The sequence below is a fragment of the Gordonia sp. NPDC003585 genome (assembly GCF_040610755.1).
Classification (GTDB): Bacteria; Actinomycetota; Actinomycetes; order Mycobacteriales; family Mycobacteriaceae; genus Gordonia.
In genome coordinates this window covers 37,780-62,947 of record NZ_JBEXMX010000025.1, presented here as the reverse complement: position 1 = coordinate 62,947, position 25,168 = coordinate 37,780, and the positions used below count along the sequence as shown (strand labels likewise).

General features: G+C 67.2%; 22 protein-coding genes. 12 read left to right on the top strand and 10 right to left on the bottom strand.

Annotated elements, in window-relative coordinates; translation table 11 throughout:
- Positions 1-336: 336 nt before the first annotated feature.
- A complete protein-coding gene (locus tag ABZW74_RS09265; protein WP_240855412.1) occupies positions 337-726 on the bottom strand; it encodes a nuclear transport factor 2 family protein in 390 nt (129 codons plus the stop codon).
- A gap of 167 nt (positions 727-893) precedes the next feature.
- Between ABZW74_RS09265 and ABZW74_RS09260 the strand changes: the two genes are divergently transcribed.
- Genes ABZW74_RS09260 through ABZW74_RS09240 form a run of 5 tightly spaced genes read left to right on the top strand, consistent with a single transcriptional unit; the run spans position 894 to position 5,589 of the window.
- A complete protein-coding gene (locus ABZW74_RS09260; RefSeq protein WP_355275768.1) occupies positions 894-1,568 on the top strand; it encodes a DUF4129 domain-containing protein in 675 nt (224 codons plus the stop codon).
- Positions 1,565-2,821, top strand: a complete 1,257-nt coding sequence (locus tag ABZW74_RS09255) for a DUF4350 domain-containing protein (protein WP_355275766.1) — start codon at positions 1,565-1,567, stop codon at positions 2,819-2,821. Before ABZW74_RS09260 ends, ABZW74_RS09255 begins: the two co-directional genes overlap by 4 nt.
- On the top strand, positions 2,818-3,849 hold the full coding sequence (locus tag ABZW74_RS09250; protein WP_355275764.1) for a MoxR family ATPase: 1,032 nt from the start codon (positions 2,818-2,820) through the stop codon (positions 3,847-3,849). The genes ABZW74_RS09255 and ABZW74_RS09250 overlap by 4 nt, the downstream gene beginning before the upstream one ends.
- Complete coding sequence (locus ABZW74_RS09245) at positions 3,849-5,141, top strand: DUF58 domain-containing protein (protein ID WP_355275762.1); 1,293 nt, start codon at positions 3,849-3,851, stop codon at positions 5,139-5,141. The genes ABZW74_RS09250 and ABZW74_RS09245 overlap by 1 nt, the downstream gene beginning before the upstream one ends.
- Before the next feature lie 49 nt (positions 5,142-5,190).
- Entirely contained in the window at positions 5,191-5,589 is a 399-nt protein-coding gene (locus ABZW74_RS09240; RefSeq protein ID WP_240855421.1) for a hypothetical protein, read from the top strand.
- A 3-nt stretch (positions 5,590-5,592) separates the two neighbouring features.
- On the opposite strand, the gene ABZW74_RS09235 is transcribed toward ABZW74_RS09240, so the two are convergent.
- Positions 5,593-6,585 (bottom strand): stage II sporulation protein M, encoded by a 993-nt coding sequence (locus tag ABZW74_RS09235; protein WP_355275760.1) that lies wholly within the window; start codon positions 6,583-6,585, stop codon positions 5,593-5,595.
- Between the two features lie 302 nt (positions 6,586-6,887).
- Here ABZW74_RS09235 and ABZW74_RS09230 point away from each other — a divergent pair, with 302 nt between their 5' ends.
- The gene (locus tag ABZW74_RS09230; protein ID WP_240855425.1) at positions 6,888-7,760 is read left to right on the top strand and encodes an RDD family protein; all 873 of its coding nucleotides are present in this window, start codon (positions 6,888-6,890) and stop codon (positions 7,758-7,760) included.
- Between the two features lie 10 nt (positions 7,761-7,770).
- On the opposite strand, the gene ABZW74_RS09225 is transcribed toward ABZW74_RS09230, so the two are convergent.
- Positions 7,771-8,967 (bottom strand): acyl-CoA dehydrogenase family protein, encoded by a 1,197-nt coding sequence (locus ABZW74_RS09225; RefSeq protein WP_240855426.1) that lies wholly within the window; start codon positions 8,965-8,967, stop codon positions 7,771-7,773.
- Between the two features lie 138 nt (positions 8,968-9,105).
- On the opposite strand from ABZW74_RS09225, the gene ABZW74_RS09220 reads away from it, so the two are divergent.
- A complete protein-coding gene (locus ABZW74_RS09220; RefSeq protein WP_240855427.1) occupies positions 9,106-9,438 on the top strand; it encodes a TfoX/Sxy family protein in 333 nt (110 codons plus the stop codon).
- 80 nt (positions 9,439-9,518) lie between these two features.
- On the opposite strand, the gene leuS is transcribed toward ABZW74_RS09220, so the two are convergent.
- Positions 9,519-12,395 (bottom strand): leucine--tRNA ligase, encoded by a 2,877-nt coding sequence (leuS, locus tag ABZW74_RS09215; RefSeq protein WP_355275757.1) that lies wholly within the window; start codon positions 12,393-12,395, stop codon positions 9,519-9,521.
- 49 nt (positions 12,396-12,444) lie between these two features.
- Between leuS and ABZW74_RS09210 the strand changes: the two genes are divergently transcribed.
- Both ABZW74_RS09210 and ABZW74_RS09205 read left to right on the top strand, forming a co-directional pair.
- A complete protein-coding gene (locus tag ABZW74_RS09210) occupies positions 12,445-12,954 on the top strand; it encodes an SdpI family protein (protein WP_355275755.1) in 510 nt (169 codons plus the stop codon).
- Between the two features lie 21 nt (positions 12,955-12,975).
- Positions 12,976-13,968, top strand: a complete 993-nt coding sequence (locus tag ABZW74_RS09205; RefSeq protein WP_355275753.1) for a bile acid:sodium symporter family protein — start codon at positions 12,976-12,978, stop codon at positions 13,966-13,968.
- 93 nt (positions 13,969-14,061) lie between these two features.
- Here ABZW74_RS09205 and ABZW74_RS09200 read toward each other — a convergent pair whose 3' ends face one another.
- Positions 14,062-16,098, bottom strand: coding sequence for a CocE/NonD family hydrolase (locus tag ABZW74_RS09200; RefSeq protein ID WP_240855439.1), 2,037 nt, complete (start codon positions 16,096-16,098; stop codon positions 14,062-14,064).
- Positions 16,099-16,190: 92 nt separating this feature from the next.
- Complete coding sequence (locus ABZW74_RS09195) at positions 16,191-16,868, bottom strand: YqgE/AlgH family protein (RefSeq protein ID WP_240855441.1); 678 nt, start codon at positions 16,866-16,868, stop codon at positions 16,191-16,193.
- Between the two features lie 62 nt (positions 16,869-16,930).
- Here ABZW74_RS09195 and ABZW74_RS09190 point away from each other — a divergent pair, with 62 nt between their 5' ends.
- On the top strand, positions 16,931-18,253 hold the full coding sequence (locus ABZW74_RS09190; RefSeq protein WP_355275750.1) for an MFS transporter: 1,323 nt from the start codon (positions 16,931-16,933) through the stop codon (positions 18,251-18,253).
- Between the two features lie 383 nt (positions 18,254-18,636).
- On the opposite strand, the gene ABZW74_RS09185 is transcribed toward ABZW74_RS09190, so the two are convergent.
- On the bottom strand, positions 18,637-19,167 hold the full coding sequence (locus tag ABZW74_RS09185; protein WP_240855445.1) for a hypothetical protein: 531 nt from the start codon (positions 19,165-19,167) through the stop codon (positions 18,637-18,639).
- 205 nt (positions 19,168-19,372) lie between these two features.
- Between ABZW74_RS09185 and ABZW74_RS09180 the strand changes: the two genes are divergently transcribed.
- A complete protein-coding gene (locus ABZW74_RS09180) occupies positions 19,373-20,464 on the top strand; it encodes an aminotransferase class V-fold PLP-dependent enzyme (protein WP_355275748.1) in 1,092 nt (363 codons plus the stop codon).
- A 3-nt stretch (positions 20,465-20,467) separates the two neighbouring features.
- Here the strand turns inward: ABZW74_RS09180 and ABZW74_RS09175 are convergent, their stop codons facing one another.
- The gene (locus tag ABZW74_RS09175; RefSeq protein WP_355275746.1) at positions 20,468-22,003 is read right to left on the bottom strand and encodes a glycerol-3-phosphate dehydrogenase/oxidase; all 1,536 of its coding nucleotides are present in this window, start codon (positions 22,001-22,003) and stop codon (positions 20,468-20,470) included.
- On the bottom strand, positions 22,003-22,605 hold the full coding sequence (locus ABZW74_RS09170) for a helix-turn-helix domain-containing protein (protein ID WP_355275744.1): 603 nt from the start codon (positions 22,603-22,605) through the stop codon (positions 22,003-22,005). The genes ABZW74_RS09175 and ABZW74_RS09170 overlap by 1 nt, the downstream gene beginning before the upstream one ends.
- 58 nt (positions 22,606-22,663) lie before the next feature.
- Between ABZW74_RS09170 and ABZW74_RS09165 the strand changes: the two genes are divergently transcribed.
- On the top strand, positions 22,664-23,584 hold the full coding sequence (locus ABZW74_RS09165; RefSeq protein ID WP_355275773.1) for a YegS/Rv2252/BmrU family lipid kinase: 921 nt from the start codon (positions 22,664-22,666) through the stop codon (positions 23,582-23,584).
- 7 nt (positions 23,585-23,591) lie between these two features.
- Here the strand turns inward: ABZW74_RS09165 and ABZW74_RS09160 are convergent, their stop codons facing one another.
- The gene (locus ABZW74_RS09160; protein ID WP_355275771.1) at positions 23,592-25,004 is read right to left on the bottom strand and encodes a CCA tRNA nucleotidyltransferase; all 1,413 of its coding nucleotides are present in this window, start codon (positions 25,002-25,004) and stop codon (positions 23,592-23,594) included.
- Positions 25,005-25,168: the final 164 nt, after the last annotated feature.

Below are 25,168 nucleotides of genomic sequence, written 5' to 3'. Positions count from 1 at the left end.
GAGGCATCCCTCGGCCGGCGCCTCGGGCACCTCAGAGAGCGGTGGGGTGGTGGACGCTTATGTGCAGGTCAGAGCGCTAATCACCGAACTCTTCGAGTCAGCGACCCACCCGCCGTCTGCGGCGGCGATCGTGGAAGCGGGCAGCGGGTCGTCGTCGGGGGCGGGTGGCACACAAAGTGGGGGAAGAAACTTCTTCCCCCACCCTTGGTGTCGTCCCCTAGGAATATCTAGCGGACGACTATGAAACCCGGGGAAGAAGTTCTTCCCCTAGATTTTGCGGGCACCACGCTGATGCGTTTTCCCAGGTCAGCGGGGCTGGTCACCTAACTCCTCGGATCAGAGCTGCTTAAGATCCGACTGCTGCCAGACGGCGCGCATGGTCGAGATCTTGCCGTCGGCGTCGAACACCATGATGTCGACCGGGGTGATCTCGAAGCGCATTCCTGCGGTGCCGGTGACGAGAGTGAACTCGAAGACCGCGGTGTCGCCGGCGACCTTCTTCCACTTCAGGGTCGCGGTCCGCTCGTCCATGCCGGTGATGATCGAGTAGAACTCGATCAGCTGCTCACGGGTGTCGCGGATGTCCGCGCCGATCGGGTCCTCGACGGTCGCGTTCGCCGCGTAGAGGTCGGCGATCTGCTCGGCCGTGCCGGTCGTCAGGTACTCGATGTAGGAGTCCACCACGGCGTCGATCTTCTCCGCGAGCCCTGCCTGGTCAACGGTCATGTTCATCCTCCGAAATTAGAACGTGTTCTAGTCGTGACGCTAGCACGCCGCCCGCCGGTCAGAAAGATGCTTCGAGCGAACGACGCTTCCCGACGGGCCGTCGCGGATTTGGTAGGTTCGGCCCACAGGCACGGCGCCGACCCGGCGTCCAAAGGGGGAGAAGGTCGATGATCGCCCTCGCGGCCGGGCTGGACCCCGACAACGAGCAGGCCCGCGAATGGGCCAAGGACGAGCTGTCCAAACAGGAGTATCAGCCGAAGGAACCCAACTGGTTGCAGCGTGCCGGTGAGAACATTCTCGAGTGGTTCGCCAACACGTTCACCGGCCTCGGCGACGTCTCGCAGCCCCTCACGATCATCTTCTGGGTTCTGGTCGCGGCCGTCGCGACCTGGCTCATCATCTACCTCGCCCGGTTCGTTCGTCGAACTCCCAAGAAGAAGACGACCGACACCGAGACCGCGCAATCGGTACTCGGCTCGGAACCCATGAGTGCCAAGCAGTTACGCGAGCAGGCTCGGGAAGCCCTCGACGGCGGGGATTTCGACGCCTGCGTCGTGGCCGCGATGCGTGCAGTGGCGCAGCGGGCATTCGAGCGCCGGCTGCTCGACGACGCACCCTCGTTGACCGCCCACGAGGTCGCCACACGACTCGTGCGACGCTTCCCCGACCACACCACCCGCCTGCGCGACTGCGCCGATCTGTTCGACGCGATCGCCTACGGCGATCGGCACGCCTCTCGAGATCAGGCCCACCGGGCACTGGAACTGGAATCCGAGCTCGCATCGACCCGGCCCGAGGACGACACCGAGGTCGCCGATGACCGATTCGCGGTGCCTCGATGACGGTGACCACACCTGTGTCGTCGACTCCGAAGAGGACGTTGGACCGATGGATTTGGCTGGCCGTCGGAATCGTCGTCGTGGTCGTCGGGGTTGTCGTCGTGGCATTCCTGGGTGCCGGGCTGAATTCCCTGGCCACCGAGTCTCCCGACAACCCTTTCGATCCCGCCGGCGCGGGCCCCGGCGGCACCAAAGCGCTCGTGTCCGTGATCGACGACCACGGTGTGGATGTCGAGGTGGCGCGAGGCATCAAGGGACTCGACGACGCGGATCGGCCCGACTATGACACCACCGTGGTGGTTTCGTCGGCGTCGTTGCTGAATCCCGGTACCCGGCAACACTTTCTCGACCGGGTAGCCAATGCGGGTCGCATCGTCCTGGTCGGGCCGCCCGGCAATCTCGCCGCGTTCGGAGTGAACGCCACAGCCGTGTACGGCTCGGCCACCAGTGCTGTCTACGCCGGCTGCACCACGTCCGGTATCGCCCCCGGCGACGCCACCACCTACGGACCCATCGCCTACACCACCACCGAACCCGGTGCGGTGGCATGCTTCACCGACGGGATTGCATCGAGTGTGCTCATCATGCCGGCGATGACGAGCCGACCGGAGATCGTGCTGATGGGCGGCGACATGCTCGTCAACGCCCATCTCGACCAGTACGACAACGCCGGCGTCGCGATTCGCATGATCGCCGGCAATGACCGTGTGCTGTGGTACGTGCCTTACCTGACCGACGAGATCACATCCGACGACGAGTCGTCCGACATCCCGCGCGCGATCGGGCCACTCATCCTGCTGTCGGTCTTTGTGGTTCTCGCTCTGATGCTGTGGCGCGGCAGGCGATTCGGCCCGCTCGTCACCGAGCCGCTTCCCGCTGTGGTCAAGGCGATAGAGACCACGCAGGCACGCGGACGCATGTACCACCGTGCGCGAGCGGTCACCCGATCCGCAGCCACCCTTCGCATCCAAACACTGACCGGCCTGGCCCGCTATCTCGGCCTGCCCTACGACCCGTCGGTCGCGATCACCGTACTCGCCCAGCCCGATTGGGAGCTCGACGCGCTGGCGGGTCACCCCGCCCCGCCGGGTCCCGCGGTGAGCGCGATCATCGACGCAGTGGTCGCCGCGACCGGCCGCGATCCGGCGCAGGTGAGCGCCCTACTTGCCGATCGGTTACCCGACACAGAGGACGCGCTGGTCGTCTTCACCACCGAACTGACCGCCCTCGAGAAGGAGGTTCACCGCACACCATGACCATCGACCCTCATCAGCCCCCACAGTTCCCCCATCAGCCCCCACAGTTCACGAAGCAGGCGCCGCCGATCCCGCCCGCCGACCCGGCACGGGCCGCGCTCAACGCTGTGCGCGGCGAGGTCGCCAAAGCCGTTGTCGGGCAAGATCCGGCCGTCGCGGGCATCCTCATCGCACTACTGTGCCGCGGCCATATCCTGCTCGAAGGCGTACCCGGTGTGGCCAAGACCCTGCTGGTGCGGTCGGTGGCAACCGCGCTGGCCGTCGACACCAAACGCGTCCAGTTCACGCCCGACCTGATGCCCGGCGACATCACCGGATCACTGGTCTTCGACAGCGCCACCTCGGAATTCACCTTCCGCGAAGGTCCGGTGTTCACCAACCTCCTCCTCGCCGACGAGATCAACCGGACGCCGCCGAAGACGCAGGCGTCGCTGCTGGAGGCCATGGAGGAGCGGCAGGTCACTGTCGACGGGGCTCCCCGTCCTCTCCCCCGCCCCTTCCTCGTCGCAGCCACCCAGAATCCGGTGGAGTACGAGGGCACCTATCCGCTGCCGGAAGCCCAGCTCGACCGTTTCCTCCTCAAGGTGACGCTGCCGCTGCCGCCTCGCGACGACGAGATCACCGTCCTGGCGCGTCATGCCGCGGGTTTCGATCCGCGCGATCTGGCCGCGGCCGGACTGCGGCCGGTCGCTTCGGCCACCGACATCGAGGCGGGTGCGGATCAGGTTCGGCACGTGAGTGTTTCACCACAGGTCGCCGCGTACATCGTCGACATCGCGCGGGCCACTCGGGTGTCGCCGTCGCTCTCGCTCGGTGTGAGCCCCCGCGGTGCCACCGCACTTCTGGGAACCAGCCGGGCATGGGCGTGGCTCAACGGTCGTGATTTCGTGACGCCCGACGATGTGCAGTCACTCGCACAATCGACACTGGCACATCGCCTTTCGCTGCGACCCGAAGCCGAGTTGGAGGGGGTGTCGGTGACCGCGGTACTCGACACCGCCATCCGGTCCGTACCCGTCCCGCGCTGATGTATCTGACCGGGCGGTTCTTCGCGCTGGTGGCGCTCGGCGCGGTGCCGGTGATCGTGTGGCCCCACTACCTCACCGCGTTGGCATGGGTGTTCGGGTGCCTGGTGCTGCTCGGCATCGACGTACTCGCCGCCGGCTCCACGACGGCGGTAACCGTCCGGCGCAGCCCGACCGATCCGATCCGACTCGGCCAATCCACCTCCAGCACAATCGTTGTCGACAATCCCGGCACCCGCCGATTCCGGGGCCAACTGCGCGACGCCTGGCAGCCGTCGGCAGGGGCAACCGGCAACGTCCACGCACTGGACATCCCCGCCGGCGAACGTCGGGCCGTGCACACCGTGCTGACGCCGACCCGACGCGGCGATCGGCTCGGCCTGCGGGTCACGGTGCGGCGGCGCGGACCGTTGGGCCTCGCCGGACGACAACGTGGCCTGCCGATGCCCGGGTTCATCCGGGCACTGCCACCGTTCGGATCTCGGAGACACCTGCCGTCGCGACTGGCCCGGCTCCGTCAGCTCGACGGCCGGTCCGCGGTCCGAATCCGCGGTCAGGGAACCGAATTCGATTCGCTGCGCGACTACGTCGAGGGTGACGATGTGCGCAGCATCGACTGGCGTGCGACCGCACGTCGACGCTCGGTGGTTGTGCGCACATGGCAGCCGGAGAAGGACCGGCACATCGTCATCGTGCTCGACACCTCGCGGACATCGGCAGGGCGCGTCGGCGACACGCCACGTCTCGACGCCGCAATGGACGCCGCGCTGCTCCTGGCCGCGTTGGCCTCACATGCCGGCGACCGGGTCGACCTCATCGCGGGCGATCGTCGCGTGCACTCCCGGGTGGTCGGAGTCACCGGATCGGACTTGCTGAGTTCCCTCGTCAACGCGATGTCGACGCTCGAACCCGCGCTGTTGGAGGCCGATTGGCCGATGCTCGGCGCCGAGGTCACCAAGCTGAGCCGGCAGCGGGCACTGCTGGTGTTGCTCACCCCGCTCGAGCCGGCCGCCGTCGAGGAGTCGCTGCTGCCGCCGCTGTCGGTGCTGGCGAAGCGTTACCGCGTGGTGATCGGATCGGTCGCCGACCCCGCGCTCGGCGACCTCATCGAACAGCGCGACGATGCGCGAGAGGTGTACGGTGCTGCCGCCGCGGCTCGAACCACGCTGCTGCGCAACCGGACCGCGACCGCCGTCGGGCGGCTCGGCGTCGACGTGGTGGATGCCGAACCCGACAAGCTACCGGCCGCACTGGCCGATCACTACCTGACGCTGAAGTCGCGCGGCCTACTCTGACGCGCCTCGGGTAGCCTGTTCGGACGAAATCGGCTGTGCACTTCACCCAGTGACGACAGTGGCCGGTACCTTTGCGCTCATGGGCATCATTGCGCGATTCGTGAGCGGGTCCCTCATCGTCGGCGCTGCGTCCGTCGGTGTGGTCGCGGCGCCGACCGTACTGGGCGTTGAGTCCATGGCCACTGCGGCACCCCAAACCTGGTTCACCTCAACGACGAACCTCGGCTACAGCTACGGTCTGTCGCGGCCGACCAAGTCCGGGCCGGATCAGCTGACCATGCGGACACGGAAGAACTGCCTGGTGTACTTCAGCCGGGTGTCTGCACCGGGCGTCGGCAAGAAGACCATCGTCACGATCCGGGGGCGCAACGACGTTCCCGGCCGATTTGACTCGGTGCCGTCGAAGGCCGAGTTCCAGGCTGCAGCAGTGCGTCTCGGCTGCGCCTGACGCCTACGCCACCGGGGCAGCGAACCCTCGATCGGCCTCGCTCACGTCGCCGCGTTCGCCCGCGTTGTAGGCCCACCGTCCGAGCGTGAAGACGTAGGCGAAGAAGGCCGCCCACACGGCGATACCGATACCGACTCGTGCCCAGGTGGGCAGGCCCGATGGCGTCACGAACGCTTCGATCACGCCGCTGATCAGCAGCAGCCCAACGAGTCCCAACGCGACGCCGATGGCCGAGCGGCCCTCTTCGCCCAGCGCGGTCGCGCGGGATCTCGCCCCTGGCGCCACCCACGCCCAGAACAGACGCAGCCCGACTCCCGCCGCGATGAACAGGCAGGTCAGTTCGAGCAATCCGTGCGGCAGAATCAGTCCGAAGAACAGGTCACCGCGACCGTGCCGGATCATGATCGACGCGACGATCGCAATGTTGATGACGTTGAAGACGAGCATGAAGACGACGGGAAAGCCGAAGATTCCCAGCGCAATACACAGCGCGGCCAACCAGAAGTTGTTGGTCCACACCTGAGCCGCAAAGGACGTCGCGGCATGCTGGCTGTAGTAGCCCTCGAAGTCATTGTTGACCAGCCGCTCGATCTCGTCGGCCGATGCAAGGGAACTCTCGATGCGCGGATGGTCGAGCAACCACCACGTGACCGCGACGGTCAGGACCATTGACGCGCCCATCACCGACAGCCACCACCACCGCATCCGGTACAGCGCTGCCGGAAACGACTGGGTCACGAACCTCGCCATCTCGGCCCAGGTGTCCCCCTTGGTGCCTGCGGCACGGGAGCGGGCCCGGGCGAGCAGCGCAGACAGGTAGGCAACGAGCGACGCGTCGGGCGCGGCCGAACGAATCACCGACAGGTGCGTGGCGACGCGCTGATAGGTGTCGATGATCTCGTCGGCCTCGGCGCCCGAGAGTCCGCGTCGCCTCGACAGCTCGTCGAGTCGTTCCCACGTCGCACGGTGCGCGTTGACATAGGCATCGAGATCCACTCGGACAGCCTAGTGGTATCGAGTCGTTTGTCGGGACGGTGTCATTCGCTGGTAGGTCATTCGCTGATAGGTCATTCGCTGATTGCACAACCGCTTGTGACGAGGGCGGTGGACCCGGCGGTCCACGCTGGTGGTGTGTCTCGGGAATACGTGACCAGTCTTCGGTGGAGCGATCGGCGTTCTGGCAAGGCGGAGGAGGGAGCGATAGCGGCGCTATCGTGACCGACGACAACGTGGCCAGGCGTCGATCGAACGCCGGAGACTAGTTACGTATTTCCGAGACACACCATTAGGGTGGCGCTATGTACGGACCTGTGCCGCCGCACCCGCCTGGATTCGGCCCGGTCGTCGGACCGCCGGCGGCTCTGGCCTGGGGACGTGGCAGCGCCACCGTCGGCGTCGGGCGCGACGATCAGGTGTCCGGTGAGGCGGTCGCCTTGGAGTTGCCGCCCGCCAATCTCGGTTTGCGGATCTTGTCCGGCATCGTCGACGTCATCGTCGGCGTCGGCCTGTACGTGCTGCTCAATTGGGTGTTCGGCAGTGTGTTTGCGCAGGCCGACTCGGCGTTGAAGGATGCGCTGAGCACCGTGGCCGTGGTGATCGCTCTCGTCGCGGTACCGACAGCGGCCGAGACCGCCACCAAGGGAAAGAATCTGGGTCATCTCATCGTCGGCCTGCGGACGGTGCGCGACGACGCCGGACCGGTGGGCTTTCGCCATGCACTGGCGCGGGCGTTGATCGGGGTCGTCGAGATCTACGGCTGTCTTGGCCTGCCCGCGCTGTTCACCGCGGCGATCACGTCCAAGGGCAAACGCATGGGCGACCTCGTGGCCGGAACCTACGTCATCCGTGATCGCCGACGCCTGGAGATCCCCGACCCCGTCGTCATGCCCGCCGAGCTCGCGACGTGGGCGTCGTCGGCCGACATCGGCTCACTTCCGGCGCCGCTGGCCGTCATGCTGCGCCGATTCCTCGGACACCGCGAGAACATGCGGCCGCAACCGCGAGAGCGACTGGCACGTCAACTGATCTTCGACGTCGCACCGTTCGTCTCGCCCGCGCCACCGCCTGCTCCCGACGAGGCGGTGCTGTGCGCGGTGATGGCCGAACGCAGCCGGCGCGACGCAGCGCGGATCGAACGAGAGAACCGGCTTCGGGAGCGTCTGTTGCGATGAGTGTGTGGCCCTATTTGAGGTCGGCGCTGGACTTGCCGAGCACGCGTCGCGCGATGATCAGCTGCTGAATCTGCTGCGTGCCTTCGAAGATGTCCAAGATCTTGGCATCGCGCGCCCACTTCTCCAGCAGCGAGGTCTCCGAGAAGCCGGCTGTCGCACCGATTTCCACGGCCTTGTTGGTCAGTTCTGTGACCATGCGGCCGGCCTTCGCCTTCGACATCGACGCCTCAGCCGAGTTGGGCTGGCGGTTGTCCGCCATCCAGGCAGCCCGCAGGGTGTGCAACCACGAAGCCTCCCAATCGGATTCGATCCGAATGAACTCGCTCACCGCAGCGTGTTGAGCGGCGGCCGGCTTGTCGTAGTCGATGGTGTGGCCGGCCTCTTCGAGCATGCGGCGCATCTCCTCGAGGGCCGCGCGGCCCAGGCCGACGGCCATCGCGGCGACGACGGGTCGCGTGTTGTCGAAGGTCTGCATGACGCCGCCGAAGGCCTTCTTGGTGTCGATCTCCGGCGAGCCGAGCAGATTCTCCTTGGGCACGCGGGCATTCTCGAACCGGACCACCGCGGTGTCGGACGCCTTGATGCCGAGCTTGTGCTCGAGGCGCGCGATGCTGACGCCCTCGGTGTCCATCGGGACAACGAAGCTCTTGATCGCGGCACGGCCGATGCTCTTGTCGAGGGTCGCCCAGACCACCACGTGGTCGGCGCGTGAACCCGCGGTCACGAAGATCTTCTCGCCGTTGATCAGATAGTCGTCACCGTCGGCGGTCGCGGTGGTGGACACCGCCGCCGAGTCCGACCCGAAGCTGGGCTCGGTGATCGCCATCGCGGCCCAGACGTCGCCGAAGCGGTCGAGTTGTTCCTCGGTGGCGACCGCAGCGATCGCCGCGTTGCCCAGCCCCTGGCCGGGGATCGTGAGGAACAGCCCGACGTCGCCCCAGCTCATCTCACGCGCCGCGATCAGGGACCGCAGGTTGGCGCCGTTGACCGACGGCGCATCATCCTTCTTGTCGCCGCCCTTGTCGTCGGAACGTTCCGCGGAACGCGACTGCTTGGCGAGTTTGCCCAGCTCATCGAGTTCGACCGGGTACTCGTGCTCGGCTTTGTCGTATTTGCGGGTGATCGGCCGGAACATGTGCTCCGCCGCCAGATGGGTGCGCTCGACCGTCGAATCGAACTTCTTCGGGAGCTCCAGGTTGATCGCCATGCGGCTACCTTACTCCAGAGTAAGATCAGGCACCAGTCCCGACCTCGCGGCGTCTTGAGGTCCCCGCTGTGCGGTCTGAAGGTCACAGTCGTGTGCACCCTCTGGCCGCACGGACGCGCGGCCCCTACCCTCGTACCCGTGGCCTACGACGAGGATCTCGCCTACCGGATACGCGCTTTGCTCGCGACGGAATGCGGGCTCGACGAGAAGTCGATGTTCGGCGGTCTCGCGTTCCTGATCAACGGCAACATGGCGGTCGCCGCGAGCGGCCGTGGCGGGCTCATGGTGCGGGTGAAGCCCGAGGACACCGAGGGGTTGCTCGAGCATCCACACACCGAGCCGATGATCATGTCCGGGCGCGAGACGCGCGGCTGGCTCCGCGTATCCGATGAAGGGATCGCCGGCGACCGCGCGTTGAGCCGATGGGTCTCCATCGGCGCCGACTATGCGCGCAAACTGCCCCCGAAGTGATCCCGTGGGCGGTTTTGTAGCAATAGTGCGTGCCAGGCGCGCACTCTTGCTACAAAACCGGACGACCGGCGGGGCGTGGGTCAGGGAACGACGTTGACCATGCGGCCGGGTACGACGATCACCTTGCGGGGCTCGCCGTCGAGCAGCGCTGCGATCTTCTCGTCGGACAGCGCGGCCGACCGCACGGTGGCCTCGCTGGCGTCGGCGGCGACGGTGATTCGGCTGCGCACCTTGCCCTTCACCTGGATCGGGATCTCGATGGTGTCCTCCACCAGCCATGCCGCGTCGGCTGTCGGGAAGGGGCCGCGCACCAGGAGTTCGTCGTGGCCGAGCCGGCGCCACAGTTCCTCCGCGATGTGCGGGGCGAGCGGCGCGAGCATGATCACCAACGCCTCGACCGCCTCCCGTGGAGCGCCGGTGGATTCGAAGTTCTTGGTGAGGTGGTTGGTCAGAACGGTCAGCTTGGCGACCGCGGTGTTGTTGCGCAACGCGGCGTAGTCCTCACGGACCCCGTCGATCGTCTTGTGCAGCACACGATTCGTCTCGTCGTCGAGGGCGGCGTCCGAGACACGAACGACTCCGGACTCCTCGTCGACCACGAGTCGCCAGATGCGCTGCAGGAACCGCTGCGACCCGACCACGTCCTTGGTTGCCCACGGCCGGGACTGATCCAGCGGACCCATGAACATCTCGTACACGCGCAAGGTGTCGGCGCCGTAGTCACGGCAGATGTCGTCGGGCGCAACGGAATTCTTGAGCGACTTGCCCATCTTCCCGTATTCCTGGTTGACCTCGACGCCCTGGTAGAAGAACGTGCCGTCGCGCTCGGTGACCTCGTCGGCGGCCACGTAGACACCACGCGCGTCGGTGTAGGCGTAAGCCTGGATCATGCCCTGGTTGAACAGCTTTCGGTAGGGCTCGCGACTGGTCACATACCCGAGGTCGAAGAGCACCTTGTGCCAGAACCGCGAATAGAGCAGATGCAGAACAGCATGTTCGACACCGCCGATGTACAGGTCGAGGCCGCCCGGGTCGTTCTCCCCATGCAGCGCCGGACGCGGACCCATCCAGTACGCCTCGTTCTCCTTGGCACAGAACGTTTCCTGATTGGTGGGGTCGATGTAGCGCAGCTGATACCACGAACTGCCCGCCCACTGCGGCATGACGTTGGCGTCGCGCGTGTAGGTCTTCACACCGTCGCCGAGATCCAGTTCGACGGTGATCCAATCGGTGGCCTTTGCCAGCGGTGGGGACGGTTCGCTGTCGGCGTCGTCGGGGTCGAAGGACACCGGCGCGTAGTCGTCGACCTCCGGGAGCTCCACCGGCAGCATCGATTCCGGCAGCGCGTGCGCGTTTCCGGCCTCGTCATAGACGATCGGGAAGGGCTCCCCCCAGTACCGCTGCCGCGCGAACAGCCAGTCCCGCAGTTTGTATTGCACGGTCCCGGTGCCGGCCCCTTCGGACTCCAGCCAATCCACGATCTTGACCTTCGCGTCGTCGACCGAGAGTCCGTCCAGGAAGGACGAATTCACCAGCGGACCGTCACCGACAAAGGCCTCGGATTCGACGCCCTGCTCCGATCCGATGACCTCCCGGATGGGCAGGCCGAACACGGTCGCGAACTCGTGGTCTCGGCCGTCGTGGCCGGGGACAGCCATGATCGCGCCGGTGCCGTAGCCCATCAACACGTAGTCGGCGATGAACACCGGAATCGATTCACCGTTCACCGGATTGGTGGCGTAGGTGCCGGTGAAGACACCGGTCTTCTCCTTGTTCTCCTGGCGCTCGAGATCCGACTTCGCCGCGATCGCCGCACGGTAGTTCTTGATCGCTTCGGCGGGGTCTGTGGACTGATAAGTCCACCGCGCGTCGACGCCGTCGGGCCAAGCGGCAGCGGTCAATTCGTCGACCAGCGGATGCTCGGGCGAGAGCACCATGTAACTCGCACCGAACAACGTGTCGGGGCGGGTGGTGAACACCTCGATCCGTGCGTCGGTCTCGGGCACCGGGAAGGCCACCCGCGCGCCGCGGGATCGGCCTATCCAGTTGCGCTGCATGGTCTTGACCTTGTCGGGCCAGTCCAGCAGATCCAGATCGTCGAGCAGTCGGTCGGAGTAGGCGGTGATGCGCATCATCCACTGCCGCAGATGCTTGCGGAACACCGGGAAGTTGCCGCGATCGCTGCGCCCGTCGGCAGTGACTTCCTCGTTGGCCAGCACCGTGCCCAATCCGGGACACCAGTTCACGAGCGAATCACTCTGATAGACAAGGCGATAGCCGTCGACGACGCCTCGGCGGTCGGCCGGGGACAGATCGGCCCACTTCCGGCCGTCGTCGAGAGTTCTTGCTCCCGAATCCAGCTCGTCGACGAGCTCGGAAATGCGACGGGCCTTGCCGGCCTCGGCGTCGTACCAGGCGTTGTAGATCTGCAGGAAGATCCACTGCGTCCAGCGATAGAAGTCGACATCGGTGGTCGCGACCCGGCGTCGTTCGTCGTGGCCGAGCCCGAGCTGCCGGATCTGGGCCAGGTAGCGCTCGATGTTGGCCTCGGTGGTCGTCCGCGGATGGGTTCCGGTCTGCACCGCGTATTGCTCGGCCGGCAGCCCGAACGAATCGAAGCCCATCGTGTGCAGCACGTTGCGACCGATCATCCGCTGGTACCGCGCGAAGACGTCGCTCGCGATGAAGCCGAGCGGGTGTCCGACGTGCAGTCCGGCGCCGGACGGATACGGGAACATGTCCTGCACGAACAGCTTGTCGGCGGCCTGCGGACCACCCCCGTCGAAAGCACTCAGGTCGCCGGCGAGCGGCCCGACCGGATTCGGCGCCTCGTAGGCGTGCCGCTCGGTCCATTCCTGCTGCCACCGCTGTTCGATCTCACCGGCCATCTCGGCGGTGTAGCGGAACGACCTGCTCGCGGATTCTGAAGTCACCCGACCAGCGTAAATCGTGTCCATCGTGGGACAGAAACCCGGTGCGATTCGGTGTGGTACGACGCACGGTCGTATGGTTGAGCTCGTGAGTGTGGTGTCCGTCGTCGTCGCAGTGCTGCTGCTGGTGGTTGCCGTCGCATGGGCGGTCACCGGTGTGCTCGGCGTGACCGGACGCCTGCGCCGCAATCGGCGGCTCGGCGTGCGCGCCGATGATTCCATGGCCTCCGACGAGGCGTTTGCATTGGCCAATCGCGTTGCCGGCCCCGGTCAGATCGGCGCGGCAGCGATCTTGGTGCTGGGGGCTGTACTGACCCTGGGCGTTGACAGCGCATGGTCGGTCGTCTTCGGGGTGGCCGCGTTCGTCGCGGGATTGTTCATCGTCGGCCTGGTCAGCGCACTCGGTGTCCGCGCCGCCGCGGCTCTTCCCGTCGAAGACTCGGGTTGTGGTTGCTGCTCGAGTACCGACAACGAGGCACCGGCCGAAACCACAGAGCACGACGACCCCGCTTCGGACTGTGGCACCTCGAGTTGCGGGTCGTGCTCATTGCGCGGCGTCTGCTCCGACGAGACCGCCCAGGCCTGAGGCCGGGCGCTCCCAGCCGCGATGTCGATCCCTGCCACCCTGCGTCGATGGTGGGCTCACTCCCCCGTCGACGGTTTCGTCGTGGCCATCGTCGCGGCCGTGGTTGTCGCGGCCTTCCTGCCTGCACGAGGGGCCGCCGCCGACATCCTTGACTGGGTCGTCGTCGCGGCGATCGCGGCACTGTTCTTCCTCTATGGCACCCGGCTGCATCCGCGGGAGGCGCTCGAAGGTCTCAAGCACTGGCGACTGCATCTGACGATCCTGTCGTTCACCTTCGTCGCTTTCCCGCTCATCGGCCTCGCTATGCGGCCGGTGGTCGAGCCGATCGTCGGTGACGACCTCTATACGGGGCTGCTGTTCCTGTGCCTCGTCCCGTCGACGGTGCAGTCGTCGATCGCGTTCACGTCGATAGCCCGCGGCAACGTGCCCGGCGCCATCGTCAGTGCATCGGCGTCGAACATCCTCGGAGTGTTCCTGACGCCACTGCTCGTGGTCGCGCTGATGAGCACCAGCAGCGGCATCCACGTCGACGCCGGTTCGGTACTCAAGATCGTCGCGCAGATCCTGGTTCCGTTCCTGCTGGGGCAACTCGCGCGGCCCTGGGTGGGACCCTTCTTCAACCGGCACTCGGCACCGACCAAACTCGCCGATCGAGGCGCGATCGTGCTCGTCGTCTATGTCGCGTTCAGCGAGGGCGTCCGCCAGGGCATCTGGTCGGCGGTCGGGGTGGGCCAGGTGATCGCGGTGGCGGTGATCTCGCTGATCCTCGTGGTGGTGATGCTCGTCGTCACACGGTGGGTCCCACAACGACTCGGCTTCTCCCGAGCCGACGTCATCGCCATTCAGTTCTGCGGCACCAAGAAGAGTCTCGCCACCGGACTACCCATGGCGACCGTGCTGTTCGCCGGGTCGGTGGTCGGGATCATCGTGCTGCCGCTGATGATCTTCCATCAGATCCAGCTCATCCTGTGTTCGTGGCTGGCGACGCGATACTCGCGGGAGGTTGTGGACTAGCGGGAGTGATCTCGACACGGTGCCTCGCTCCGCTCGGTACCGGCTCGATCAGCGGGTCGACACGGTGCCTCGCTCCGCTCGGTACCGGCTCGATCAGCGGGTAGGAAGTGGTGTGGAGAGTGGCAGATTCACGAAGCTCGGATGTGTGGGATCGAGCTGGATGTGCTGTGGTGCCAGTCGTGATTCGTTGAGCAGCGGCCGAAGCGGCAGTCCACGAGGGAAATTCATGGCGAACACGTCGACGCGCAGTCGGTGGCCGGGCCGGATGAGGGCCTCGGTGGGCAGCAGCCCGATGTCGATCGCGACCGGCCGACCGGGTGTGACGCGCTGCCGGGTGGACAGGGTCAGGTTGTAGAACGGGTCGATGACGTCGCCGTTCGGTGCGAACTGCGACCGCGCCGGATCGTAGCTGCGCAGCGACGCCATCACCTGTCCGGAGCTGATCACCTTGGACGTCCCGTCGGGGGCAACATCATTGAGGGTTGCGGTCCAGTAGCCGTCGGTCGCGTTCATCACCGCATTCACCCGGACGTTGCTGTACCCGGACACGCTGCGCGTCGTGGTCATCGGCGCTGTGGTGAAGGAGAGCGCGTTACGTTCGGAGATGCGGGCATCCTTGGCGCAGAACGGGAACAGCGCCAGCGCACCGGCCAACTGCTGCGACGCATCACGCGAGCAGGCCGTCAGTACGCCCGGCGAAACCGTCAGTCGCCCATGCGATCCCGGCGTGGCCGTCACCAGGCTGCCGTCGCGGACGGCGTACGGGGCGGTGCCGCTGCGTCGGTCACTGAGATAGAGGCGCTGGCGCGACATACCGGCCCGCGGGAACTGCTGGGCGGAGATCCAACTGTCGCCCACCTGCTTGAGCTGGACCGGACCGTAGGCGTCGATGCCGTTGTCCTTGCCCTTGATCCACTTGTCGAACCACGCCTTCTGCAGCACGTCAAGGCGTGGTGGGGTTCCCGCCCGACCGGTCTGTCCGCCGCCGATCGTGAGGTGATAGCCGTCGCCCATGATCAACTGCTTGCGTCCCGGGGCCAGCGGGATGTTGTTGTACATCCGCACTTCACTGTTGGTGAACAGATCGAACCAGCCGCCGTAGATGAACGTCGGTGTGGTGATCCGCTCGGCGTGGTCTTGCCAGGCCTTGCGGGGACCCGAGTTGGTCTCCAGGAGTTCTTTCAACTGCGGTGGGACCGAGGGGATGTCGGGCGTCAGCAACGCAGCGAAGAGTTGCGGGTAGAACGTGAACGGGTCAGATATGCGGTCGGCCAACCACTTCCAGTCGAAGGTCCCGTTCAGCATCGACGCCACATTCGGGATCATCTTGGTGGTGTTGACCAGCGTCAACCACATCGGCAGGAAGCCGACGCCCAGCGCACCGCCCGGCGCGACGATGTCGCGGATCAGATCGCCACCCGGCTCGACCGGGAAGATGGCCTTGAGCGCTGCCGGCCGTTTGCTGGCCGCCTGGATCTGATTGATGGCCGAGTACGAGACCCCGGACATGCCGATCTTGCCGTTGGACCAGCGTTGCCGGGCGGCCCAGTCGATCACCTCGACGGTGTCCTGTTGCTCGCGAGCCTGGAAGACATCCCATTTGCCCTGCGAGAAGCCGGTGCCCCGGACGTCGACGACGACCTGCGTGTAGCCGCTGCGCACCAGATTCTCGTCGACCAGGAACGTCCGGGCACCCTGATCGCGGAGCGTGTTGGTCAATGTCGAAAGATCGGCGAAACCCTGGATCGGCCGCGAGACCTGACCGACTGCCGTGGCGACCTGCGTGAGGAACGGCCCGAGCACCGGATTCTGCGTCACTGCGGTGCCGACGGCGGTGATGAGCTTGGTGTAGGGCGTCATGTTGACGATCACCGGCGTCTTGCTCGACGTCGGTTGTTGGCGCGCGTTGGCGGGCCGATAGACGTTGGCGCGCAAGATGGTTCCGTCGCTCATCCGGATCGGCACATCCCAGGTGACGTTGACGCCCGCGTAGGGTTGCGGGCCGTCGTGACTTGCCTGCCAGCCACGCGCCGCAGCGCCGCCCGTCGGGTCGGCGGCTGCCGTCCCCCCGATGCCGACGACCAACGCCCCGATCGTCACCAGTGCTCCGACTACCACCCTGAGTCGCATGAATCCCCCACGCCCCGATACCCGATTGTTACTCGAGCGTAGGCTACGCGCGGGTCAGGTCACAGCACAAGCACAAAAGTGTTCTGGGTTACTCAGTTGAGGGCGAGGTCGATGGGGTGGGTGGCCAGCAGGGGCATCGGCCACGGTTGGCGACGCAGGATGTCGGACCACACGTCGATCGTCGGTGGCGCCAGGATGTCGCGGGGCAGCGCGGAGGCGACCATCCAGCTGCCGTCCTGCAATTCTCCGCCCAGCTGCCCGATCCCCCACCCGGCATAACCGGCGAAGATCCGGACACCCTCGAGGACCTCCGCCAGCTCGTCGGGGTCGCCGTCCAGATCCACCAGCACCACGCGACCGTCGATGGGCCGCAGTGCCTCGAACGGGGTGATGTCGGCACCGGGTTTGACGACGCCGAGGCACAGTGCGGCGTCCTGCTTGACCGGTCCGCCCACATAGAGCGCGCGCGGCGTCGCGGCCAGGTCGGTCCACTGCGGCAGCAGATTGTGAACGGCGGTCTGACTCATCCGGTTGATCACCACGCCGAGACTCCCGGCGTCGTTGTGCTCGATGACGTAGACGACCGATCGTGCGAAGGTCGGTTCGATCAGATCTGTGGATGCGAGAAGTGCGGTGCCGGGGCGCACACGATGGGCTGATTCGCGCTCGGCAGCGGCGCCGGGCATGCGGCCACCGCTACCTGTCCCAGCGGGATGTGTGTCGTCGCGGGAGTCGGGAGTGGGGTCATCTGCGTCGTCGGCGCCGGCCACGTGACCATCATCGCACGCTCACGCCGATCGGGGTCGCCAATGCAATGCCCTACGCTGTATCAGTGAGCTCCACCCCGCACCGTCAGCCCCGGGGTTGGCGCACATTCGTCGCCTCGCTCCGGCATTCGCCCGGGTTGGGTCGGTTGCTCGCGGTGCGCCTGTCCAGTCAGATCACCGACGGCATCTTCCAGGCGTCGCTGGTCGGCGGAATCCTCTTCAATCCGGAACGGCACGCCGATCCGCTCGCCGTCGCGGGCGGGCTCGCCGTGCTGCTGCTTCCCTACTCGCTGATCGGTCCGTTCGCCGGAGCGCTGCTCGATCACTGGGACCGTCGCAATGTCCTGATGTACGCGAACTTCCTGCGCGCGTTGATCATCGCTGTCGTCGCGGCCGCCATCGCGTCGGGCGCCCCCGACACCGTGGTGCTGGTCGGTGCGCTGGCCGTCACCGGCGCCAGCCGCTTTGTCGCAGCCGGCCTGTCCGCAGGTCTTCCGCACGTTGCCCGACGCGACGTCATCGTCGCGACCAACGCCCTGTTCACGACGCTCGGGGGCGCGATGCTCACCGTCGGGCTCGGTGTGACGCTGGCCCTGCGCGCGGTATTCGGCGACGACAACACCGGCAGTGCACTGACCATGGCGTCCGGTGTGATTCTGGCCGTCCTGGCCGGTGGTCTCGCCCATCGCTTTGCGCCGCTGCAACTGGGTCCGGACGAGCCGGACGATCCCGGCCGCTCCGCATTCCACGCGGTCGCCGTGGGTCTGCTGCACGGAGCCCGGGCGGTGGCGCACTGCCGGCCGGTCGCGGCCGCGTTGTCGGCCATCGGAGCACACCGGTTGGTGTTCGGCATGAACACCCTGATGATCCTGGTGATCGCCCGGCACACCGGATCCGGAGACGGCGTCGACCGGCTGAGCATGGTGGTCGGCTTCACCGGGGCGGGTGCACTGGTCGCGGCCATCCTCACACCCATCGCGGTCGCCAGAGTCGGGCGGCGCACAACGCTGATGGCCGCACTTGTGGTCGGTGCCGCCGCCGAGCTCACCATCCTCTCGTTCAACTTCGCCGTCATCTGCGCGGCCGCACTGGTCCTCGGGCTCGTCGGACAGACCGCCAAGCTGTGCGGCGACGTCGCGATGCAGGTCGACATCGACGACATGGTCCGAGGGCAGGTGTTCTCTGTGCAGGACGCGGTGTTCAACATCGCCTACGTCGGTGCGGTGACGGTCGCGGCGCTGGCCATCCCCGCCGACGGCCAGGCCACCGGACTCGTCGTCCTCGGCGTCGTGCTGTACCTCGTCGGCGTGGCCGTGGTCGCGGTGGTGCATCGACACCGGCCGGTGGATGCGACGACCGAGTCGCGGCCGGCCCCGGCGAGTCACTGACCGGCTCGCTGACCTGGGCAAATGCTTCGGTACCGTGCTCGCAAAATCTAGGGGAAGAGTTTCTTCCCCGGGGTTCACAGTCGTCCCCGAGGAATTTGTAGGGGAGGACTCTGAGGGTAGGGGACGAAGTTTCTTCCCCTATCTTCTTGCGGGTGCCGGGAGCGTGTGGCGCGTTCTGCGGAACGCGTCGATCGATGGTCGCGGGCTCGACGATGACGGTGGTCCGAGGCCGCCGCCGAGGCGCATTGTCGGCGTGTCGCGATCTCAGAAACCGCGTGTCTGGTCAGAAACCCGGTGCGCACCAGCGGTTTCTGGCCACACGTGCGGTTTCTGACGACAAGTGCGGTTTCTGCGACGAGGCCCCACTCGTCCCACCTCCACGATCAACGACGGAAGCGGGGGTCGGTGCTGTCGTAGTACGCGTCGACCCGGCCGTCGCCGTCCAGATCGACGAGGACGTGGTCGAAGGTTCCATCCCCGTCGGCGTCGACGTAGAGGCGGTCGGGGGTGATTCGACCACCGCGATCGGAACTCTCCAGCTTCGCGTCGACCCGCCCGTCTCCGTTCGTGTCCATCTCGGCGGGCGGACGATGTCGCGGGGGTGGCGGCGGTCCGTCCGGTGGCTTGGGCACCGGTGTCCGTCCGCGGTCGGTCTCGACATCCCACAGCCCACGCCCCGAGTCCCGGAAGAACGCGTCGCACACCCCGTCATCGTCGAGGTCGAGTGCACTGACGTCGGCGGTCCCATCGCCGTCGGTGTCCCACATGGCGTCATCACGACGACCGTCACCGTCGAAGTCCAGCGCGACCGCATCGAGGGTGCCATCCCGATCGAGGTCGAGGTCGGCCGACGACGTCCACGTGGTGGTCGAACCGTCACCGGGTCCGAAGATGTACTCGATTACCGGCTCCATGAATGGTTGGACGCATCGGCACCGGTTTCGGTTCCAGTTCACACCGGGCCGCTCGCTCCGCTCCCGGCGCCCACCACACACCGGGCCCGCTCGCTCCGCTCCCGGCGCCCACCACACACCGGGCCCGCTCGCTCCGCTCCCGGCGCCCACCCGGACGTCGACCGAGTGCCGGACGCATTACCGCCACCGGGTAGGTTCAAGGCCTATGTACGTGAGCGAACTCGGCGAACAGTGGCACGCGGCCCGAGTCGAACCTGCCTTCGCTCATCTGGACTCGGCGGCCGCGGGACGGTCGTCGAACGCCGTCATCGAATCGATCACCGGGCATCTCTGGCGGGAATCCGAACGCGGGTCCTACGTCGCCGCGGACGAGGTGGCCGACGAGATCGCCCGCGACAAACGTGATCTCGCATCGCTCATCGGGCACACCACCGACGAGCTCGCCTTCCGCGAGAGTGCCCGCGCCGCCCTGCGCGCACTGTTGACGCACTGGCAACTCCCCATCGCATCGACGGTGTGGGTGGCCAAGAACGAATTCGGTCCCAACCTGGTGGAGTTCGAACGCCGCGGCTACGCGGTTCGCACAATGCCCGACGCGGACGTATACGGCCACGTCGACACCGACGCGCTCGAGAACATGCTGCAGTTCGAGCAGCCCGATTTCATCCACATCTGCCACATAGGCTCGATGTCCGGTGTGGTGCAACCGATCTCGAAGATCGTCGAGATCGCGCACCAAGCCCAGGTTCCGGTGGTGGTCGACATGGCTCAGGCCGCCGGACACGTACCGACCGTCACCGGCGCCGACGTCGTCTACGGCACCAGCCGCAAGTGGCTGACCGGTCCGCGCGGTGTCGGGTTCGTCGCGGTGCGGCGGGACTGCCTGCGCCCGGTGGAGATCGACAGCTCCGAGGCGTTTGTCGCGGGTCGTCTCGGTCTCGGAGTCGCGGTCCGCGAGGTGCTAGCAGTCGGCCAGCAACGCGTGTTCCGCGAACTCGCCGCGGTCGGTCGCGCCACCCGCGAACGGCTCACCGGAATCGCGAGCTGGGAGGTTCTCGAACCGGTCGACGAACCGTCCGCGATCGTGACGCTGGCGCCGCCGCCGGGCTGGGGAGCCGGCGACGTCGCCGCAGCACGCGACAAGCTCCTGTCGCTGGGCATCCTGGTGACCGCGGCCGACCCCTGGCGGGCGCCGCTGGCCACCGAGCAGTCGGTGCTCCGCCTTTCGCCGCATCTCGATCTACGACGCACCGATCTCGACCGTGTCGCGGATGCGTTGCGGACGATGGGCTACTGAGCCTCAGGGAACGGTGGGCGCGATCTCGCCGACGATCTCGGTGACCGCTCCCCAGGCCGCCTTGGCGTCGGCGTCGACCAGGCCGATGCGGGTCCGGCGGTGGATGATGTCGTCGACGTCCAGCGCGCCTTCATGAGTCAGCGCGAATTCGACCTCGGCGCGGGTGACGTCGATGCCGGGCGCGATCGGATCGAGGGGCCGGGGCAGCCGGGCGTGGCCGACGACGGCCGGGGCTTCGGCGCCGAACCGTTCGACCAGCGACGCCGGGAGCTCCGCGTCGGCGCGTATCCCGATGGCTCCCACGAGCGGCGTCGTCGTGGTGACGCACTCGCCGCCCCTCAATTCGCCCACGGCGACCGCGGTGTCGACGGCATCCTGCGCCATGCGGCGGTAGGTGGTGAGTTTGCCACCGATCACGCTGACCAGACTGCCGTCGGTGACCTGGACGCGATGACGTCGGGAGACGTCGGCGAGGGCGCCGCCACCGTCGCCGTCGCCTGCGTCGATGAGCGGGCGCAGGCCGGCGAACGTGCCGATGATGTCGTCGCGGGTGAGTGACCGCTGCAGCGCCGAATTGATGGCGTCGAGCAGGAAATCGATCTCGGTGTCGTCGGGCTGCGGCTGATCGACGATCGGACCGGGCGCGTCCACATCCGTCAGCCCCAAGTACACCCGGCCGAGCTGAGCGGGCAGCGCGAACACGAACCGGGACAATGATCCGTCCACCGGAACCGTCAGTGCCGCGCTGGGTTTGCCGAACGATGCGGCGTCGAACACCAAATGTGTACCGCGACTGGGTCGTACGGACATCGTCCGATCCACGTCGGGTGCCCAGACGCCGGTGGCGTTGATCACCGTGCGCGCCGCGACGGTGAAGCTCTCGCCGGTACGCGTGTCGGTGAGTGTGGCACCGGAACCGTCCACTGCCGTGGCCCTGGTGTAGGTGCAGATCCTCGCCCCGAACGCCACCGCGGTGCGCGCAACGGCAACCACCAACCGGGCGTCGTCGACGAGTTGTCCATCGGCACTGGAGATTCCGCCGCGCAGCCCGGTCCGTCGCACGGTCGGGCAGCGGCCGAGCACCTCCATGGTCGACATCGGCGCAGGTGGCGGCAATACCGACGACGGCGTTCCGGCGTTGCGCCGCAACATGTCTCCCGCTCTAAACCCTGCTCGGATCAGGCTCGACCGCACGCGCGGACCGTTCTCGGGCACCACTTGGCGCAACGGTCGGATCAGGTGCGGTGCAATCACTGTCATCAGATGATGACGTTCGACGGCGCTCTCGTGCGCGATCGACAACTGACCGGTCGCCAGATAGCGCAACCCGCCGTGCACCAGTTTGCTGCTCCACCGCGAGGTGCCCGATGCGAGGTCGCCGGCCTCCACGAGCGCCACCTGCAGTCCGCGGGTCGCGGCATCGAGGGCGACGCCGACACCGGTGATCCCGCCGCCGATGACCAGCACGTCGAGCGGCTGGGTCCGTTCCGCGAGTTCTTCGAGATCGGCGCGCCGGGTGACGCCGGACAACACGGCCATCAGAAGTGCCCGTCACCGGGGATCGGACGCAGATACCCGCCCAGTACGTGGCACAGTTCGGTGCGCCAGTCGTCGGCGAGGATGTCGGAGACCAGCGCCCCCGACTGCAGGAACGCCTGGGCCATCATCAGCACCATGGCGGCCATCTGCTTGGTGTCCCCGACCCGCACCTGACCGCGGCTCTGCCCCTGCGCGAGCAGGTCGGCGAGCAGCGCGAGCACGCCCTGCTGACTGGTACCGAGGCGTTCGAACACGTAGGGCGCCATGAAGTCTAGCTGTTCGCGCCACAGCGAGGCGATCAGCTCGTTGGCACGCAGGGCGGCGACCACCCGCACGATGAGCGAGACCAGATCGTCGAGTTCCTCGGCACCGTCGACGAGGCTCGCACCGGCCGCCCTCTCCACCGTCCCGAGAACCTCCCGGGTGAGCAGCGCGCGGATGATCTCGGAGATGTCTGGCCACCGCCGGTAGACGGTGGGACGGCTGACGCCGGCCTCTCGCGCGACCTCGGACACCGTCACGCGGTGGCCGTTGCTACGGATGAGGCATCGGCGGGCGGCGTCGAGAACGAGATCCGCGATCTCCTCGTTACGGATTGACATGATGTGTAACACTGTAACGCATGACGAACCCGCCGCGACGACATCGGGCCCCCATCCGATGACCCCGGCCACCCCCGAACACGTCACCCTGCTGGTCAATCCGTACGCCCGGCACGGTGCCGGTACCCGCGTGGCGGCCGAGGCCGCCCGCGCGCTGCACAGCGCCGGCGTGGAGGTCGAGATGCTGGTCGGCGAGGACGCCGACGAGGCCGCTGACCTGGCCGGCAAGGCTGCACGCGGCGCGACCGACGCGCTCGCCGTGGTCGGCGGCGACGGCACCATCCGTCTTGCCGTCGAGGCGTCGATCGGCACCGGGACACCCTTGGCGATCATCCCGGCCGGCAGCGGCAACGACGTCGCCCGCAACCTCGACATCCCACTCGGGAGCCCGGCGAAGGCCGCCGAGATATTGCTCACCGGACGCCGCCGGACCGTCGACCTGGGGCGCGTGACCTTTCCCGACGGCCACACCGCACTCTTCACGACGGTCGCGGCCACCGGATTCGACGCCTCGGTCACCGAACGTGCGATCGCGATGTCGTGGCCGCGGGGTCAGGCCCGCTACACCCTTGCCGCCATGCGCGAGCTCGTCGGCCTGCGCACGAGGCACTACCAGGTCCGCGTCGACGACGAGCGTTCCGAGGGGGACGTCGTGTTCGCCGCGATCGGCAACACCACGTCGTATGGGGGCGGGATGCAGATCACGCCGGATGCGTCGATGTCCGACGGCGCCCTGGACGTGACCGTGGGCCATCGACCACCGCGGTTCGCGCGAACCACCGTTGCCCGCGTCTTCCCCAAGGTCTTCAGTGGCGAACACGTGAGCCATCCGATGGTGCGAACGCTGCGCGGGCGTGAGATCGAACTGTATTGCGATCCACCGGCAGCGGTGTCCATCGACGGTGACCTGGTCGGCGAACTGCCCGCCGTGTTCGAGGTGGTACCCGACGCGATCGAGATCTACGCACCCGCGGCCTGACCCTGCCTCACTTCTGACGCTCGGCCCACCACTCACGCAGGGCGTCCTCGGCTTCTTCGCGGCTCAGCGGTCCGCGGTCGAGGCGCAACTCCTTGAGGTGGCGCCACGCCTGTCCGACGAGCGGTCCCGGCGGTAGACCGAGCAACTCCATGATCGCGTTGCCGTCGAGATCGGGGCGCACTCGGTCGAGATCCTCGGCCTCCTGCAGCGCCGCGATCCGCTGCTCGAGGTGGTCGTAGTTCTGTTGCAGCCGGCGGGCCCGGCGCTTGTTGCGAGTGGTGCAGTCGGCGCGCACCAGCTTGTGCAGGCGGTCGAGCAGTCCTCCGGCGTCGGTGACGTAGCGTCGCACCGCCGAGTCCGTCCACGTTCCGTCGCCGTAGCCGTGGAAGCGCAGATGCAGGTAGACGAGGTCGGACACCTCCGAGACCACCGCGTTGGGGTACTTCAACGCGCGCATGCGCTTGCGGACCATCTTCGCGCCGACGACCTCGTGGTGGTGGAAGCTGACGCCGCCGCCCGGTTCGTGTTTGCGGGTGTCGGGCTTGCCGATGTCGTGCAGCAGCGCCGCCCAGCGCAGCACAAGATCCGGATCGCCCTCCTCGAGGTCGATGGCCTGCCGCAGCACGGTCAGCGAGTGTTGATAGACGTCCTTGTGCTGGTGATGCTCGTCGATGGTGAGTTTCATGCCGGGCACCTCGGGCAGCACCCGCTGCGCGAGACCGGTGTCGACCATCGCGTCGATCGCGTCGATCGGGTACTCGCCGCAGATCAGCTTGTCGAGTTCGGCGCGCACCCGCTCCGCGGTGATGCGGTCGATCTCGGGGGCCATCCGGCTGATCGCGTCGGTCACCCGGGGCGCCAGTGCGAAGCCGAGCTGCGAGACGAAACGCACCGCGCGCAGCATGCGCAGCGGATCGTCGCCGAAGGAGTTCTCGGGTGCCGACGGGGTGTCGATGACGCCCGCGAGCACCGCGGTCACCCCGTCCAGCGGATCGTGCAGCTCGCCGGCGCCGGCCGCACCGATCGCGACGGCCATCGCGTTGATGGTGAAGTCGCGGCGGACGAGGTCGCCGTCGAGGGTGTCCCCGAAGGTGACCTGCGGATTGCGGCCCACCTGGTCGTAGACGTCGGCGCGGAAGGTGGTGATCTCGATCATCGCCTCGCCCTTGCGGGCGCCGACCGTGCCGAATTCGATCCCGACGTCCCACACCGCGTCGGCCCAGCCAGTGATCAGTTCGACGACACGTTCGGGCCGTGCGTCGGTGGTGAAGTCCAGATCGTTGCCGAGCCGCCCGAGAATTGCATCGCGCACCGACCCTCCGACGAGGTACAGCTCGTGTCCGGCGTCCTCGAACACCGCTCCGAGTGGCTTGAGGATGTCGCCGAGGCCCTGCAGGGTGACCGCGCCGGCGGCGAGCAGTCGCGTACGCCGTTCGGGGTCCGGTCGGGCCGATCCCGGCGGCCGCGTCTGGCCGGGCCGGCCGGCGGTCGAGTCTGTCACGGCATGCCACCCTACCGTCGAGTCGTTCGCCGGGCGCCAGGAGTCATCCGCACCGCCACATGCCGAGGACTCCAGGCAAACAG

Excerpts from the sequence above, each read along its gene's own strand:
- ABZW74_RS09225 (WP_240855426.1), bottom strand. The coding sequence starts at position 8,967 with ATGGCGATCAACCTGGAGCTCCCGAAGAAGTTCGATTCGACGGTCGAG.
- ABZW74_RS09260 (WP_355275768.1), top strand. The coding sequence starts at position 894 with ATGATCGCCCTCGCGGCCGGGCTGGACCCCGACAACGAGCAGGCCCGC.
- ABZW74_RS09250 (WP_355275764.1), top strand. The coding sequence starts at position 2,818 with ATGACCATCGACCCTCATCAGCCCCCACAGTTCCCCCATCAGCCCCCA.
- ABZW74_RS09205 (WP_355275753.1), top strand. The coding sequence starts at position 12,976 with ATGTCGATCCCTGCCACCCTGCGTCGATGGTGGGCTCACTCCCCCGTC.
- ABZW74_RS09265 (WP_240855412.1), bottom strand. The coding sequence starts at position 726 with ATGACCGTTGACCAGGCAGGGCTCGCGGAGAAGATCGACGCCGTGGTG.
- ABZW74_RS09230 (WP_240855425.1), top strand. The coding sequence starts at position 6,888 with ATGTACGGACCTGTGCCGCCGCACCCGCCTGGATTCGGCCCGGTCGTC.
- ABZW74_RS09210 (WP_355275755.1), top strand. The coding sequence starts at position 12,445 with ATGGTTGAGCTCGTGAGTGTGGTGTCCGTCGTCGTCGCAGTGCTGCTG.
- ABZW74_RS09255 (WP_355275766.1), top strand. The coding sequence starts at position 1,565 with ATGACGGTGACCACACCTGTGTCGTCGACTCCGAAGAGGACGTTGGAC.
- ABZW74_RS09170 (WP_355275744.1), bottom strand. The coding sequence starts at position 22,605 with ATGTCAATCCGTAACGAGGAGATCGCGGATCTCGTTCTCGACGCCGCC.
- leuS (WP_355275757.1), bottom strand. The coding sequence starts at position 12,395 with ATGGACACGATTTACGCTGGTCGGGTGACTTCAGAATCCGCGAGCAGG.
- ABZW74_RS09180 (WP_355275748.1), top strand. The coding sequence starts at position 19,373 with ATGTACGTGAGCGAACTCGGCGAACAGTGGCACGCGGCCCGAGTCGAA.
- ABZW74_RS09185 (WP_240855445.1), bottom strand. The coding sequence starts at position 19,167 with ATGGAGCCGGTAATCGAGTACATCTTCGGACCCGGTGACGGTTCGACC.
- ABZW74_RS09165 (WP_355275773.1), top strand. The coding sequence starts at position 22,664 with ATGACCCCGGCCACCCCCGAACACGTCACCCTGCTGGTCAATCCGTAC.
- ABZW74_RS09200 (WP_240855439.1), bottom strand. The coding sequence starts at position 16,098 with ATGCGACTCAGGGTGGTAGTCGGAGCACTGGTGACGATCGGGGCGTTG.
- ABZW74_RS09175 (WP_355275746.1), bottom strand. The coding sequence starts at position 22,003 with ATGGCCGTGTTGTCCGGCGTCACCCGGCGCGCCGATCTCGAAGAACTC.
- ABZW74_RS09245 (WP_355275762.1), top strand. The coding sequence starts at position 3,849 with ATGTATCTGACCGGGCGGTTCTTCGCGCTGGTGGCGCTCGGCGCGGTG.